Origin of the sequence: Actinosynnema sp. NPDC053489 (genome assembly GCF_044544865.1) — a bacterium.
Taxonomy (GTDB): Bacteria; Actinomycetota; Actinomycetes; order Mycobacteriales; family Pseudonocardiaceae; genus Actinosynnema.
In genome coordinates this window covers 492,440-506,303 of sequence record NZ_JBITXT010000002.1, presented here as the reverse complement: position 1 = coordinate 506,303, position 13,864 = coordinate 492,440, and the positions used below count along the sequence as shown (strand labels likewise).

The window sequence follows — 13,864 nt, the reverse complement described above, 5'->3', positions numbered from 1 at the left end:
GAGTAGGAAGAGTGCGGGGTGAATTCGGAACGGTCGCGGTCAGTTCTCCGGCGCGCCGGAGGCGTTCACCACGGCGTCGCGCAGGGCCGCCCGCAACCGGCCCACCTCCAGTGGCGTCAGCACCGCCGCCTCGCCCGGCGGCACGGTCACCACGACGTGGCCCTGGCTCACGAAGACCGTCATGTCGCGCCGACGTGACGCGATGTCGCGGCAGGAGATCTGCCACTCCTTGCCTGTGTTCACGGTCCCAACCTCCAGCTGTCCCGACCCGGGTGCTCGGACCGGTCCGGGCGCTCATGAGGGGGAGGCGCACGCGGGCCGGCGCCATGGCGGGAGATCCCGCCGGGCGGCCGCGCCGAGCTGTCGACAGCGTCGCACGCGGCCCTCGTCGTGGTCATCCGGACGAGTGAAAAAGGAGCAAGCCTCAGCAGATCGTGACATTCGGGCCGGACCGCGGCGGCGGGCGCCGCGGGTGCTCACAGGCAGGAACCGCTGTCCGGTCCGCGGTCGAAGGCGATCAGGCGCTCCAGCAGCACCCGCAGCAGGCCCGCCTCGGCGGGGGTCAGCTCGGCGGTGAACTCGCGCTCCACCTCGACGTGCAGCGCCTCCACGGCGCCCTGCACGGCCCGGCCCTGCTCGGTGATCGCCGGCACGCGCACGCGCCGGTCGTTCGGATCGGGCTTGCGCACGATCAGGCCCGCGCGTTCCAGCCGGTCCAGCTCCGCGGTCAGCGTCGTCTTGTCCAGGCCCAGCTCGTGGCCGAGCGCGAGCTGCGTCCGCCGGCAGTCCTCGCTGGCCAGCGCGGTCAGCACGACCTGGCCGCGCGTGGTGATGCCCTGCCGAGCCGCCGCCTCCTGGGCGATCACGCCCAGCTTGTGCGCCGCGCGGTGCAGCAGCCAGTTCAAGCCCGCGCGGCTGGTGCAGCCGGGGTCGGCGGGGGCGTCCATGACCCGAGCATACGCGAGGTGTGAGATGTTCTTGGGTCGGAACGTATTGACTCGGAACGCCTTCGGTCATATGTTCCGAAGCGAGAACTTCCGGGAGGGGAAAATCATGGCGCACCTGCTGCACATCGACACCAGCCTGCGAGCCGAGGGCTCGGTGTCCCGCGAGGTCGGCGCGGCTTTCGCGGAGGCGTGGCGGTCCGCGCACCCCGGCGGCGAGCACACCTACCGCGACCTGGCCGCCGACCCGCTGCCGCACGTCGACCCGGCGGCGCTGGTGGCGCGCCAGTCCGGCGGCGACCCGCTGGAGCGGGAGCTGGTCGCCGAGCTGACGGCGGCGGACACCGTGCTGCTCGCAGTGCCGATGTACAACTTCGGCCTGCCCTCGACCCTCAAGGCGTGGCTGGACTGGATCGCGGTGCCGGAGCTGTTCGCCGACCAGGAGACCGGTGTCGGCCCGCTGACCGGCACGCGGGTCGTGGTCGTCACCGCGCGGGGCGGCTCCTACGCGCCGGGCACGCCCCGGCACCCGTTCGACTTCCAGGAGCCGTACCTGCGGGCCTTGTTCGGTGCCCTCGGGGTGGACCGGGACCTGGAGTTCGTGCACGCCGAGCTGACCAGCGCCGCCGTCGCGCCGCACCTGGAGCAGTTCCGCGACCTCGCCGCCGCTTCCCTCGAAGAGGCGCACCGAGTGGTGCGCAAGCTGGCCGCCGCCTGAGGGAGAGGTCGGGTGACGGGCCGGGTCGAGGGGTCGGCCCGTCACCCGATAGTGGAAGCCGGGAGGGCCTGCCACGATGTGGGCCATGCCCGAGTCGATCGCCGCGGTCGTGATGCGCGCCGCCGAGTTCACCGCACGCGGGTTGCCGCGCAAGGCGATCGAACTGCTCCAGCCCGCCCTCGTGGTCGACCCCCGGCACGGCGAGGCGTGGTGCCGGCTGGCCGCGGCCTACCTCGACGCGGGCGAACCCGACCCGGCGCTGGCCGCGGCCAAGCGCGCGTTGGTGCTGGACGGCGACCCGGTGTGGGCGCAGCGGCTGACCGCGCTGGCGTTGAGCGAGCTGGGCCGTCACCGGGAGGCCGCGGTCGCCGCCCGCGAGTGCGTGCGCCGCAAGCCGGGCGATTGGCGCTGCCAGGTGGTGCTGGCCGACGTGCTGGCGAACAGCCCCGACGGCGCGCGGGAGGCCGTGGCGGTCGCCCGGGAGGCCGCGCACCTCGCGCCCGCGCAGGCCCGCGCGTTCCAGGTGCTCGGCGACGCGGCGCTGCGCGTGCGCGACTGGGGCACCGCCGAACGCGCCTACCGCACCGCGCTGCGCCTGGACCCCGGAGCCGACGACGTGCGCGCGAACCTCGCCACCGTGCTGCGCAAGCGGGGAGGCGCGCCGATACCGCCGCCCTCCGGCGAGGCCCTGCACGCCGCGCACGTCCTGGCGTGGCCCGCGCTGTCCCGGCTGGCCGCGCTGCTCGTCGCGGGCGGCATCGTGCTGCTGCTCGGCGGGATGCCGAGACCCACCCCGTTCCTCGGCTGGTTCTCGGGCCTGCTCGTGCTCGGCTGCGTCGCGGTCGTGGCGGTCGTGCTGCTCCGGGCGAGGCGCGGGGTGCGGCGCGCGCTGCTCCGGCTGCCGCTGCACCGGCCGAAGGTCGCCGTGGCGCTGGCCGCGTTCACGGTGGCCGCGGTCGTCCTGGCCGGCTGGACGGTCGCGCTGCTGCTCGGCGCGACCACCATGCAGCCGCTCGTCATCGCCTGGCTGTGCGCGCTGGTCGGCGGAGCCGTCGTCGTCCTCGGCGGCGGCCGCTAGCCTGGACGTCGGGGAGGAGCCCGATGACCCGACGCGCGCTGCTCGCGATCCTCGCGGTGATCGCGGGTCTCGTCGTGGCCGGACCGGGCCCCGGCACGTCGGTCGACGCGGTCGCCGTCTCGGCCACCGTCGACGCGGCCCACCTCCCCGGCACGGCGGCGCGCGGCACGACCACCGCGCACCCCGTGCAGGCGCACCTCGGCCAACCGCTGGACGGCGTCCAGCCCGCCGTGCACGCCACCCCCGTCCCGCCCGTGCGGGTCGAGGTGGTCGACCCCACCCGCCGTCGTCCCGAGCGCGACGGCCGCACCCCGCCGGGCGACCGCGCCCCGCCCCCGACCTCCGGTAGCTGAACCCACCCGTTCACCTCACCCGGAGGTCCCCCCCACCATGCCGCGCCCCAGGGCGCGGCGAGCGCTGCTGATCCGCGGGCTGCTTGCCCTCGGCGTGCTCGCCGCGTCCACGTTCACCCTGCTCACCGTGCAACCGCGCCTCGGCCTCGACCTGCGCGGCGGCACCCGGATCGTGCTCGAAACCCCGTCCGAAGCCACCTCCGACGCCACCGACCGCGCGATGGAGGTGCTGCGCCGTCGGGTCGACGAACTCGGCGTCGCCGAACCCGTCCTGGCCCGCTCCGGCGACCACCGCATCGTGGTCGAGCTGCCCGGCGTGCAGGACCCGACCGAGGCCATCGACGTGCTCGGCCGCACGGCGCAGCTGCGCGTGCAGCCGGTCACCGGCCCCGGCGACGTGCCCACGCCCGACGGTGACGCGATCGCCCTCGGCGAGGTCGTGATGACCGGCGAGGGCATCAAGGACGCCCGCGCGACGCCCAACCCGCAGGGCGTCGGCTACGCGGTCGGCGTCGACTTCCAGGGCGACGCGCCGCGGGCGTGGCAGCGGGTGACCGCCGAGGCCGCGTGCTCACCGCCGGGCGCCCACGGCCGGCGGGTGGCGTTCGTGCTGGACGACGAGGTCGTGTCCGCGCCCCAGGTCGACCCGTCGGTGGCGTGCGGCACGGGCATGATCGGCGGCAGCACCCGGATCACCGGGCGGTTCGGCCAGGTCGAGGCCGAGGAGCTGGCGCTGGTGATCCGCTCGGGTGCCCTGCCCGTGCCCGTGGAGGTGGTGGAGCAGCGGACCGTCGGGCCGACGCTCGGCGCGGAGGCGATCGAGGCCAGTGCCCGCGCGGCGGTGGTCGGCGTGGTGCTGACCGGGCTGTTCCTGGTGTTCACCTACCGGCTGGCCGGGCTCGTGGCGGTGCTCGCGCTGGGGGGTTACGCGGCCCTGGCGTACGCGGCGATGCTGTGGCTCGGCGCGACGTTGACCCTGCCCGGGCTGGCCGGGTTCGTGCTGGCCATCGGCATGGCGGTGGACGCCAACGTGCTGGTGTTCGAGCGGTCGCGCGAGGAGTACGCGCGGCGCAAACGCCTGCCGCGGTCGGTGGACCAGGGTTTCCGCGGCGCGCTCGGCGCGGTCGCCGACTCGAACGTGACCACGCTGCTCGCCGCCGGCCTGCTGTTCTGGCTGGCCACCGGTCCCGTGAAGGGGTTCGGCGTCACGCTGTCGATCGGCGTGCTGGCGTCGTTGTTCAGCGCCCTGGTGCTCAGTCGGGTGCTGTTGCGGCTCGTGGTGCCGCTGCTGGAACGGCGGCCGGCGTGGAGCGGCCTGCACTCGCTCGGCCGGGTCCGCACCTGGCTGACCTCGCGCGGGATCGCGCTGTTCCGGCGGCCGGAGCGCTGGGTGCTCGCCGCGGGCGTCGTGCTGCTGGTGGCCGTCGGCGGCCTGGTCGTGCGCGGGCTGGAGCTGGGCGTGGAGTTCACCGGCGGGCGGATGCTGGAGTTCACGGCGTCGTCGGTGGACAGCGGCCGGGTGCGGGCGGAACTGGCGTCCGCCGGGTTCGGCGACGCGGTCGTGACGACCTCGGGCGCGGACGGCCTGTCGGTGCGCACGGGCCCGATCGACTCGGCCGCCGCCGTGCGGCTCGGCGAGGCCGTCGACCGCGCGACCGGCGGCGCGGAGCAGGTCGCCAACGAGCTGATCGGCCCCAGCCTCGGCTCGGAGCTGCGGCGCAACGCCCTGGTGGCGCTGGCCATCGCGGTGGCCGCGCAGCTCGGCTACCTGGCCGTGCGGTTCGACTGGCGGTTGGGCGTGGCCACCGTCGTCGCGCTGATCACCGACGTGGTCGTGCTGGTCGGGGCGTTCGCCTGGCTGGGCAAGACCGCCGACGCGGTGTTCCTGGCGGCCCTGCTGACCGTGATCGGGTACTCGGTGAACGATTCGGTGGTGGTGTTCGACCGGGTGCGCGAGCTGCGGCGGACCGGGGCGCCGGCGCGCGAGGTGATGAGCTCGGCGGTCCTGCAAACCCTGCCGCGCACCGTGAACACGGGCATCGGCGTGCTGTTCGTCCTGGCCGCTCTCCTGGTGCTGGGCGACGGCTCCCTGGCCGACTTCTCCACGGCGCTGCTGATCGGCCTGGTGGCCGGCACGGTCTCCACCGCGGTCACCGCCGCGCCGGTGGCGATCCTGCTGGAGGACCGCCGACCCGCCGGCCGGCACGTGCCGAAAGCCCGGCCGGTGTAGCAAGGTGTCCCCATGACCGGATTCGCCGCGTACCAGAACGAGATCTTCTGAGTGTGGTTCTGGCCGACCAGTCCTCTTCGGACTTCGTGTGCCCCTGACCAGCGCAGACCCTCTCGTTACTTCTCGGTGGTTCTGGTGACCGCCCGACGTTGTACGGCCTGGTGACGGCCTGAAAGTTGATCACTGAACGGGCGCTGCCCTTGATGCGAACGACGCGTCAGGGACAGCGCCCGTCGTGCATTCGGGGGCCTGGTGCTCATCGCCGGTGGCCTTCTCGATGGCAAGACGGCGAAGCCGTCGCGGCAGCCGATCGCCGCGCCCAGCTCGACCAAGCCGCGTGACCGCGCGATCGTCCCAACCGGTGTTGCTCCCAAGCTGCTCGTGGTTGTGGCCTCTGTGGCGGCGCGCCGCTCCTCGGCCACGTGCACCGACTCCGCGCACGGCCGACGGGCGGAGCGAAGCGGGAGCCCGGCGTGCCGTGATGCGGGGAGTCGGTGCCAACGTGCGCCGGTACTTGCCGCGCGCTGCCGCAGGCGGCGCGCCTTGATCCCATAGAGCCAAGTTCGGCAGGTTTCTCAGCTGTAGGAAGATGGCCGCTTGATAATCTCGTTGAGTTTAACGGCGGCTTCTACAGCGCCTTTAAGGTCTTCGGGGGCGACATGCATCGCATGTGCAATGCTATTGCGAACTGATTGAATTGTGGCAATTTCATCACGAAACAGCTGGGCAAAAAGGCGAGCCGTTCGATTGGTCTGATCCGCTTCGATGACCTTTCCGTTGCGTGTGGGAAAAACTCCGGACTCTTGCAGGTAAGAGGATATTTTCTCCCATTCGCGCAGTAGTGTTGCTTGGAGAAGGGCGGCATCCTTGTCGATGGCGTGTTCAACTGGGCGTGTAAATTTTTCCTCTTTCGACTTTTGGACTTTTTCATCCAATTCTTCTGGAAGCTTAGAAGCCGGAGTCGGCGGGTATAAGTAGGTATTGCTGGTAACGCTCTGCATATTCGCCTGCAAGCTGTTCATGCGAAGGTTCACGCTCTCTTCAAGTGCGCTGCGCTTCTTCTCTACCTCCTCAATTTCCTTCTTTTGCTCTTTGACTTCGCGCTTCAGTGATATAACGTTGAACACATTGAATTCTGTAAGATCGGGGAGCATAAACGCGGCCGCAACAAGCAGGAACGGCAGTATGTCAACTGCCGTCCACGGATTACATAGAGACGTTGTAGTGAAGTTGTTTCCGCCGGCTACGGACCGGCAAATTTCGAGTGGCTTATGCCAGTAGCTTGCGGCGAGCATGATGCCGCCAGCTAGAATGGCGACTCCGGCAATAAATCTGCGGAGGAACCCGAAGAATCTTGCCGCTTTACCCGGCTTTTCCTCGACGTTTGTAGTTTCACTGGCTTCTGAGCTGTTGTCACCCTGCTTGCGCACGACGCAGATCCCGACTACTCGCGGATTAGGCTGGACTGAACTAGCGTCAATAGTTGATTCGAAATATTAGGTGCGGCAGCGATCACTTCGGTAGATTGCGCATTGTTGGCACCTCCGCTTTTGTCAAGCACGATCGCGCCCGCCTCGCGAGCAATGAGTACACCTGCAGCCACGTCATGGATCTTATTGGACAAGATCACTACACCGTCAATGCGGCCTTCAGCAAGCCATGCGAGGTCGTGGGCGGCCGATCCGAACATGCGAATACGTTCGACCTCCTCGGCAAGTGCTGCAGTTACCGCGATACGTTGACGATTCTTTTTCTTTGCGCCTTCACCGAGTGCGAAGTCGCCGATCGCGACTATCGCTTTCGACAGTTCGGCGGTTTTGCTTGCAGTTATGACTTGGCCGTTGACATACGCTCCGTGTCCGTCGATGGCGGAGTAAATGAGTTCTAAGTATGGCATGGCGATAGCTCCGACAATCGCCTTGTTATTCCACATGAGAGCTAGGGAGACGCCGCAGAGTGGCACGCCGTGAACGAAATTTGACGTACCGTCGATAGGGTCGAGCACCCACGCGTATTCGCTGTCGACCGCCCGGTCGAAGCGGCCTTCCTCTTCTCCGGTGAAGCCGATCTCGGGCGTAGTTGCAATCAAGTACGCCCGAACCTCGCGCTCAATTCGCGTGTCTACGTCGGTGTAGGTGTCGCGATCTGTCTTCTCGATGACGTTCTGTGGACGTGTGGTCTTGATCAGGTAGCTGCCGATGCCGACGGCTTTCTGTGCGATCTCGGCCAACTGGTCGAGTGGTCGCTTCACGCGGTCTCCTTTGCGCGGTACCACATGGATTCGAACACCTGCGAGAAGGTGGCGAACAGGCCGGGTACCGCGTTGTCCTTCTCGATCACGAGGGTAGGGGACTCGACGCCTCGGGCGTCAGGTAGGTAGGGCTGGACTACGCATTTGGTCTGGTCGGTGATGAGGATGTTGTAGCGGAGCGGTTCGTCGTAGACGCGGATGTGGAGCTGGTCGCGTGCGTCGGGTGAGATCTTGGCGCCGACTCGGCGTAGGGCTTCGATGTTGAGGCGGGTGAGCATGGAGAGGTGGCCTTCGGGTAGGCCCTCCTCGTGTTCGCGGGCGGTGATGTTGTGGCCGTTGGGGTCGAGGAAGAGGGCCTTGATGGTGGTGCCGGTCTCGATGGAGTCGAGTAGGGCCTTGTCGGAGTACTGCTGGCACAGGACGTTGAGGGACAGGCCCGCGATGTCGATGGTCTTCGCGCCTTCGAAGAGGTCGCGGGGGGTGATGTTGTGCAGGAACTCGGTGCGGCTGGGGTAGACGGCGGTGACGTCGGCTAGGCGGGCCTGTTGGGGCATCTGGACCGGGCGGGGTACCGGGTGGGCGGAAGCCGCGGTTCGTTGAGGTGGAGTGATCAGGCTGTCGGTGTCGCCCTCGTGCGGGGACAGGAGTTGTTCGGCGGTCCAGCCGGGGAACATCTTTTCGAGGATGCGGCAGTGGTCGGCGTAGGGCAGGCCGAGTAGGTCGCCGGACAGCCAGCGGTAGAACTGGGCCTTGCTGGGGTAGCGGCCGATCAGGTCGGTGTCGAGTTGCTTGGCGACGCGGTCGTACTCCTTGCAGAAGGTGCGGTAGCCCTGCATGTGGCGTTGCCTGAGCAGGACTCTCAAGAGAGTGGACTCTGTAGCCATGTGGTCTCCCCCCCCACGTGGTGCCTGTAGGGCGAGGCTAGCACCGGGACGAGACCAAGACGAGACAACTTGAGATCGACACGCGGGCGGTACGCGGCAGGTGAGACCGCTGCGGACCTGGGACGGGACCATTGGCCAACGAATCTGAATGGGCAAGCCGCGACACAGCGGCACCAGTCAGAGGAGTGAAGCCGATGGCGATCAGCAAGGGGTACCGGTTCCCCGTCTCGTTCGATGACGCGTTCCCTCAGGGCCTGGTGATGGTCGGTGAGGTCATGCCGGACACGGAGTACCAGACGCGTGACGAGAGGGCGGCCGGTCGGCCGGTGCGTCAGCGGGTGGACGAGGCGACCGGCAAGCGGCAGTGGAAGGTGACGGTCACCGATCCGCATGAGCCCAACGCCAAGCGCAAGAGCTTCGAGATCACGTTGTTGGCCGACGTTCAGCCGGTGCCGACGACGGGTGAGGTGTTGCCGGGGATGCGGCCGGTCGAGCTGGAGGGGTTGACCGCTGAGCCGCGCATCGCGGGCAACGGTGAGTTCAAGTACCAGTCGTTCCTGTTCCGGGCGACCGGGTTCCGGGCGGCGGGGAGGTCGGCGGGTTCGACTCCGGCCGGTGGCAAGGCGAACGGTGGCAGCGCCGAGGCCAAGGCCGCGTGAGCCGTGTCGGATCTTCAGCAACTGACCGTGCAGTGGCAGGCGGCGTACCGGGCCTACACGCAGGCGCACGAGGCGAACCGGTACGTCGCTGCCGATGATCCGGCGGCTGCGGCTCGGATCGCGCCGACCTATCGGCGGGTGGCGTGGTTGTGGCGGCAGCTCGCGGCGTTGGAGAGCACGCCGTGGTGGGCCAAGGCGGCGGCGCTGCACGCGGCCGAGACGTTCGACCACCAGGCCGACGTCAACGAGCGCGTTGCGGGTGGTGATCGGCAGGCCGGTGGTCATCGGGTGCACGCGCCGGTCGAGGGGGTGAGCGGTCGTGGCGAAGACCAAGCCTGACCGATGGGCGGCGGCGTACGCGGTGACGTTGCTCAAGGACGCCCACGAGGCGTTGACGCATCTGATGCCCGCGCCGGACGCGCCGTCTGAGGTGTGGCGGGAGTTCTACCTGCGGTCGGCCGAGGTGTACGCGCGGGTCGCGGAAGTTGATCGAGGTCACCACCACGAGGCGCTGTATTGGGCCAAGCGCGAGGGTGCCAAGGCTGAGGGGGTTGAGTCGGATGAGCGTTGATCAGGCTGTGGAGCGGGGCCGTCGTCGGTCGAACGGGGTCGGTGGTCTGGCCCGTGTGGTGGGTGACGGCCTGCCGCTGGAGCAGTTGTCCGATGCCGGGTACACGTCGTTCATGTTCGAGGCGGTGATGCGCCAGCTCGTCGGCTACCCGCACGAGGAGTGGTCGTTGCGGTCTCTGGCGCGGTCCGTGGAACTGCCGTACTCGGTGGTGCGCCATATCTGCAACGACCTGGTGGAGCTGGGGCACGTGACCGTCGACCAGGAGACGTTGCAAGGAGCGCTGTCCGTACACCGGCATCGTCTGTCGTCCGAAGGGCTCGCCTACTGGGGCGGGCCGGTCGTGGCGCACGAGTGGTTGCGGGATGCGGACATGTGGCGTGATCCGCGGTTGGTTCCGGTGATGGGGTCGCGCCTGTCGGACGAGGACCGGGCGCGCGGTGAGGCGGTCGGCTACTCGTTCCCTGTGCTGTACCGGGTGACGGATGCGCTGGTACTGGTGCCGTCGCGAGCGTGGACGGTCGAGGACTTGGTGACGGCGGCGGGCGCGGCTGAGGAGATGGTGCGGCTGGCCGGCCTGGACTTGGTCGCGGCCGGTCACGCCACGGCGCACGAGTGGCGGGAGGACGGCGGGGAGAAGCGCGAGGAGACGCGGTTCAAGATCACCCTCGGCGGTCTCGCGGCCTGGTTGCGCTGGATGCCCGATCCGCTTGATTACTAGCTGACCAGTGGTGTGGGCGGGCATCGGATGCGGCGGTGTCCGCCCGCACTGGCGGTGACAACTGAAGACGATCACTGACCTGTCGGTCGTGGTCGTCGGTGAACGGACCTCAAGTCTTGGCGGGCCTGGAGCAGTTCACCGACGACGCATCGACCGGTCATTCTCGCGCGCTTTTGTTGACACACAAGGGGTTCCGGTCATGTCAAGGCTATCGGTACGTGGGGGCAGTGCGTCAAGTCGGCGCGATGCCCCGTCTGTGTGGAAGCTGTCCAACGGTCGCCCCTGCGGGGCGTGCAAGCGGTTCGGCGTCTACGCGCCCAACCAGCTCGTGTGCTGCTCGTGCCTGGGCTGGCTGCCGCTGATCTTCGCCCCGGCGGGGCGTGCGTGATGGGCGGCAAGTGGGTGGACCCGGCTCCGTTCGAGGGTGTGCGGCCTCGGGTGCCGTGGTGGGCGCTGGTGCCCGGTAGGGCGAAGTGGCTGGCCCTGCTGGTGGTCGCAGTGTGGCTGGGCCTGGTCGGTGTCGTGCGCCTGGTGCTCGTTGTCGTCCGGTATCCGGTGGTCACGTTGGTGCCGGTGTCGGCGGCCTGGTGCTGGTGGCGGTTCGGGCTCTCGCCGCTGGTGCTGGCACTGTTGTCCCTGGTCGCGGCCCTGATCATCTGGGCCGGATTGGATCGCGGGTCGTTCCTGAGGCACGGCTGGTATCGGCTGCTGACCGAGTGGCGACGCGCCACCGTGTACGTGCCCCGGTGGCGGTCGGTGATGCGCCTTGCCGACCTGGCCAAGCGGGACCGGGGGCGTGAGTTCCGGCCGAAACTGCGGCGGGTCCGGTCGGACGGTTGGCGGGATCGGGTCCGGGTGCGGATGGTGCCTGCCCAGTCGCCGGAGGCATGGGAGCTGCGGCGGGACGGCCTGGCGCACTCGTTCGGCGCTCGCTCGTGCCGCGTCCGGGTGCTGCGGCCTCGGGTGATCGAGCTGGACTTCGTTCACCGTGACCCGCTGCTGCGTCCCCTGACCGTGCCCGCGCTGACGGATGCCGAGGTGGATCTCAAGCGGGTGGTGGTGGGCAGGACGGAGACAGGCAAGCCGTGGCGACTGCGGTTGCTCGGGTCTCAGGTGCTCGTGGTCGGCGTGCCCGGTGCGGGCAAGGGCTCGGTGCTCTGGTCGCTGGTCTGGCAGCTCGCTCCGGCCATCCGGACGGGGTTGGTGCGGCTCGTGGGGATCGACCCGAAGGGCGGGATGGAACTCGGTCAATGTCCCGACGCCTTCGATCGGGTCGTGTACGACAACGGACCGGAAGCCGTTGCGCTGCTTGAGGAAATCGCCGCAGAGGTCAAGGAGCGGGCGACGCGATACCGGGGTGTGCGGCGGCTGTGGGCGCGGTCGACGGGGGAGCCGTTCACCGTCCTGGTGGTGGACGAGCTGGCGGACCTGATCGCTTACCAGTCGGATAAGCAGCTCCGCGAACGAGCGGTGCGGGCTATCCAGACGATCACCTCACAGGGCCGCGCACCCGGCTACGCCGTCGTGGGCCTCGTGCAGGACCCACGTAAGGAGGTCGTCGGGTTCCGGCACTTGTTCAGCACCCGCGTTGCGCTGCGCCTGGATGAGCCGCAACAGGTGGACATGGTCCTCGGTGATGGCGTCCGGCAGCGGGGCGCGGCGGCCCATGAGATCAGCGAGAGCACGCCCGGCGTCGCGTGGGTCAAGCACGACGGGCAGCGGGAACCGGAACGGGCTCGGGCCTTCCACGTCACCGACGCCGACCTTGTCGAGCTTGGCGTCTACCTGGCGAACGCGACTGTGCACGACTTCCCCAACCGACCGGACGACACCGAAGGGAGGACGGCGGCATGAGCGGCGAGACTCGCGCGGAGCGAATGCGTCAGCCCATCGCCCTGGACGTGGCCAAGGCTGCCGCCGAAAAGTACGGCGTCTGCGTCCGGCCCTTCACGATGGAAGTGGAGGACCGGGCCACCTTCGAAGTCCGCTACGTGGCAGTGCCCTGCGGGTCGACGGTCGAAAGCGTGTGTGCGCCGTGCGCCAAGAAGGCCAAGGCGTTGCGGATGGTCCAGTGCCGTGAGGGCTGGCACATGGCCGAGGAACCCGACTTCACCCCGACCGCGCCGACTGAGGACCAGAAGGCGTTGCTGACGTTCCGGGCGGACCTGGTCAAGGCGTACCGGGAGGCGGTCAAGGCCGGGGAGGCGGGTGACGCGGACGAGCTGCGGGAGGAGATCCACGGCGTCGACGCGGAACTTCGGCAACTCGGTGTCCGGGGTCGCTTTCCCTCACCGGACGCACCACCGAAGCGGCCGGTGAAGCGGTCGACCAAGCGGCGGCAGGACACGCCGAACCTGCCTCGGCGGCGCGTGGAGAAGCGCACCGTGGGCCGGGAGTACGCGGGAGGCTTCCGGCCCTCGATGTTCGTCACGCTCACCCTCGACACCTACGGGCGCGTGCGCGACGACGGAACACCGGTCGACCTGGACACCTACGACTACCGGCGGGCGGCTCGGGACGCGGTGCACTTCGCCTCGCTGGTCGACCGGTGGTGGCAGAACCTGCGCCGGGTCGTCGGGTGGGACGTGCAGTACTTCGCCACCGTCGAACCCCAGAAGCGAGCGGCGCCGCACCTTCACGCGGCAGTCCGCGGTTCGATCCCGCACGAGACCATCCGGCTCGTCACGGCGGCCACCTACCACCAGGTGTGGTGGCCACAGCATGACGAACGGCTCTACGGCGGTGAGCACCTGCCGGTCTGGGACGCGCGGGCGGAAGCGTTCGTCGACCCCGACACCCGGCGGCCGTTGACGGCCTGGGCGGACGCGGTCGAGGCCGTGGACGAACCGGCCCACGTGGTGACCTTCGGGCGTCAGGTGCACTCCAAGGGCATCCTCGGCGGCTCGGAGGAAGCCGGGCGGCACATCGGCTACCTGACCAAGTACCTCACCAAGTCCATCGGTGAAGTGGTCGAGCAGTCCACCGACCGCCAGCGCCGACACGCTGACCGCCTGGCGGACGAGCTGGCCGTGACGCCCTGCTCCGACCGCTGCCCGGTCTGGCTCCTCTACGGCGTCCAACCACGCGGCGTCGGCTCCCGGACCACTCCGGGCCACTGCAAGGGACGGGCGCACCGCCGCACCACGCTTGGCCTGCCTGGTCGGCGGGTGCTGGTGTCGCGGAAGTGGTCGGGCAAGACGCTCGCCGACCATCGAGCCGACCGGAAGCGGTTCGTCATCGAGGCGCTCAAGGCCGTGGGCATCGAGAAGCCGGAACCGGACACGTCCCAGCTCGTCTGGCACAAGGTCAGGCCCGGCGACCCCAACGTGCCACCACGGGCGCACCAACTCATGCACGCCATCGCAGAACGAACGCGGTGGAAGGCGGAGTACGACCGGGCAATGCTCGCGGCCGGTGAACCTACGGATCTTTCGGCAACTTCGCTAGCAGCTTGACAA

The 13,864-nt window shown here is 69.2% G+C and carries 16 protein-coding genes; 11 read left to right on the top strand and 5 right to left on the bottom strand.

The window, feature by feature from the left end; all coding sequences use genetic code 11:
* Nucleotides 1-39 precede the first annotated feature (39 nt).
* Nucleotides 40-243, bottom strand: a complete 204-nt coding sequence (locus ACIGNX_RS05390) for a hypothetical protein (RefSeq protein WP_396537010.1) — start codon at nt 241-243, stop codon at nt 40-42.
* Nucleotides 244-476: 233 nt separating this feature from the next.
* Nucleotides 477-947, bottom strand: a complete 471-nt coding sequence (locus tag ACIGNX_RS05385; RefSeq protein WP_396536578.1) for a MarR family winged helix-turn-helix transcriptional regulator — start codon at nt 945-947, stop codon at nt 477-479.
* Nucleotides 948-1,053: 106 nt separating this feature from the next.
* Between ACIGNX_RS05385 and ACIGNX_RS05380 the strand changes: the two genes are divergently transcribed.
* The 4 genes from ACIGNX_RS05380 to secD all read left to right on the top strand — a co-directional run bounded on the left by ACIGNX_RS05380 (nt 1,054) and on the right by secD (nt 5,323).
* Entirely contained in the window at nt 1,054-1,662 is a 609-nt protein-coding gene (locus ACIGNX_RS05380; RefSeq protein WP_396536576.1) for an FMN-dependent NADH-azoreductase, read from the top strand.
* Between the two features lie 85 nt (nt 1,663-1,747).
* Complete coding sequence (locus ACIGNX_RS05375) at nt 1,748-2,740, top strand: tetratricopeptide repeat protein (RefSeq protein WP_396536574.1); 993 nt, start codon at nt 1,748-1,750, stop codon at nt 2,738-2,740.
* Between the two features lie 23 nt (nt 2,741-2,763).
* Nucleotides 2,764-3,093 carry a hypothetical protein gene (locus tag ACIGNX_RS05370; RefSeq protein WP_396536572.1) on the top strand — a complete coding sequence of 110 codons (330 nt, stop codon included), beginning with the start codon at nt 2,764-2,766 and terminating at the stop codon, nt 3,091-3,093.
* Nucleotides 3,094-3,130: 37 nt separating this feature from the next.
* The gene (secD, locus tag ACIGNX_RS05365; protein ID WP_396536570.1) at nt 3,131-5,323 is read left to right on the top strand and encodes a protein translocase subunit SecD; all 2,193 of its coding nucleotides are present in this window, start codon (nt 3,131-3,133) and stop codon (nt 5,321-5,323) included.
* A 575-nt stretch (nt 5,324-5,898) separates the two neighbouring features.
* Here secD and ACIGNX_RS05360 read toward each other — a convergent pair.
* From ACIGNX_RS05360 to ACIGNX_RS05350, 3 genes are read right to left on the bottom strand one after another with little or no spacing between them, the layout of a single operon-like run.
* A complete protein-coding gene (locus tag ACIGNX_RS05360) occupies nt 5,899-6,753 on the bottom strand; it encodes a hypothetical protein (RefSeq protein WP_396536568.1) in 855 nt (284 codons plus the stop codon).
* A gap of 14 nt (nt 6,754-6,767) precedes the next feature.
* On the bottom strand, nt 6,768-7,574 hold the full coding sequence (locus ACIGNX_RS05355) for an inositol monophosphatase family protein (protein WP_396536566.1): 807 nt from the start codon (nt 7,572-7,574) through the stop codon (nt 6,768-6,770).
* Nucleotides 7,571-8,458 (bottom strand): DUF5919 domain-containing protein, encoded by an 888-nt coding sequence (locus ACIGNX_RS05350; protein ID WP_396536564.1) that lies wholly within the window; start codon nt 8,456-8,458, stop codon nt 7,571-7,573. The genes ACIGNX_RS05355 and ACIGNX_RS05350 overlap by 4 nt, the downstream gene beginning before the upstream one ends.
* A 194-nt stretch (nt 8,459-8,652) precedes the next feature.
* On the opposite strand from ACIGNX_RS05350, the gene ACIGNX_RS05345 reads away from it, so the two are divergent.
* From ACIGNX_RS05345 to ACIGNX_RS05315, 7 genes are all read left to right on the top strand, one after another.
* On the top strand, nt 8,653-9,117 hold the full coding sequence (locus tag ACIGNX_RS05345) for a hypothetical protein (protein WP_396536562.1): 465 nt from the start codon (nt 8,653-8,655) through the stop codon (nt 9,115-9,117).
* Nucleotides 9,118-9,120: 3 nt separating this feature from the next.
* On the top strand, nt 9,121-9,456 hold the full coding sequence (locus ACIGNX_RS05340) for a hypothetical protein (RefSeq protein ID WP_396536560.1): 336 nt from the start codon (nt 9,121-9,123) through the stop codon (nt 9,454-9,456).
* Nucleotides 9,437-9,688 (top strand): AMED_5909 family protein, encoded by a 252-nt coding sequence (locus ACIGNX_RS05335; RefSeq protein ID WP_396536558.1) that lies wholly within the window; start codon nt 9,437-9,439, stop codon nt 9,686-9,688. The genes ACIGNX_RS05340 and ACIGNX_RS05335 overlap by 20 nt, the downstream gene beginning before the upstream one ends.
* A 58-nt stretch (nt 9,689-9,746) precedes the next feature.
* The gene (locus ACIGNX_RS05330; RefSeq protein ID WP_396536556.1) at nt 9,747-10,406 is read left to right on the top strand and encodes a hypothetical protein; all 660 of its coding nucleotides are present in this window, start codon (nt 9,747-9,749) and stop codon (nt 10,404-10,406) included.
* A gap of 256 nt (nt 10,407-10,662) precedes the next feature.
* On the top strand, nt 10,663-10,794 hold the full coding sequence (locus ACIGNX_RS05325) for a hypothetical protein (RefSeq protein WP_396536554.1): 132 nt from the start codon (nt 10,663-10,665) through the stop codon (nt 10,792-10,794).
* Complete coding sequence (locus ACIGNX_RS05320) at nt 10,794-12,260, top strand: FtsK/SpoIIIE domain-containing protein (RefSeq protein WP_396536552.1); 1,467 nt, start codon at nt 10,794-10,796, stop codon at nt 12,258-12,260. Before ACIGNX_RS05325 ends, ACIGNX_RS05320 begins: the two co-directional genes overlap by 1 nt.
* Nucleotides 12,257-13,861: a replication initiator gene (locus tag ACIGNX_RS05315; protein WP_396536551.1), complete on the top strand. Its 1,605-nt coding sequence runs from the start codon at nt 12,257-12,259 to the stop codon at nt 13,859-13,861. The genes ACIGNX_RS05320 and ACIGNX_RS05315 overlap by 4 nt, the downstream gene beginning before the upstream one ends.
* The last annotated feature ends 3 nt before the right edge of the window (nt 13,862-13,864 follow it).

Excerpts from the sequence above, each read along its gene's own strand:
- ACIGNX_RS05385 (WP_396536578.1), bottom strand. The coding sequence starts at position 947 with ATGGACGCCCCCGCCGACCCCGGCTGCACCAGCCGCGCGGGCTTGAAC.
- ACIGNX_RS05380 (WP_396536576.1), top strand. The coding sequence starts at position 1,054 with ATGGCGCACCTGCTGCACATCGACACCAGCCTGCGAGCCGAGGGCTCG.
- ACIGNX_RS05375 (WP_396536574.1), top strand. The coding sequence starts at position 1,748 with ATGCCCGAGTCGATCGCCGCGGTCGTGATGCGCGCCGCCGAGTTCACC.
- ACIGNX_RS05370 (WP_396536572.1), top strand. The coding sequence starts at position 2,764 with ATGACCCGACGCGCGCTGCTCGCGATCCTCGCGGTGATCGCGGGTCTC.
- secD (WP_396536570.1), top strand. The coding sequence starts at position 3,131 with ATGCCGCGCCCCAGGGCGCGGCGAGCGCTGCTGATCCGCGGGCTGCTT.
- ACIGNX_RS05350 (WP_396536564.1), bottom strand. The coding sequence starts at position 8,458 with ATGGCTACAGAGTCCACTCTCTTGAGAGTCCTGCTCAGGCAACGCCAC.
- ACIGNX_RS05345 (WP_396536562.1), top strand. The coding sequence starts at position 8,653 with ATGGCGATCAGCAAGGGGTACCGGTTCCCCGTCTCGTTCGATGACGCG.
- ACIGNX_RS05320 (WP_396536552.1), top strand. The coding sequence starts at position 10,794 with ATGGGCGGCAAGTGGGTGGACCCGGCTCCGTTCGAGGGTGTGCGGCCT.
- ACIGNX_RS05315 (WP_396536551.1), top strand. The coding sequence starts at position 12,257 with ATGAGCGGCGAGACTCGCGCGGAGCGAATGCGTCAGCCCATCGCCCTG.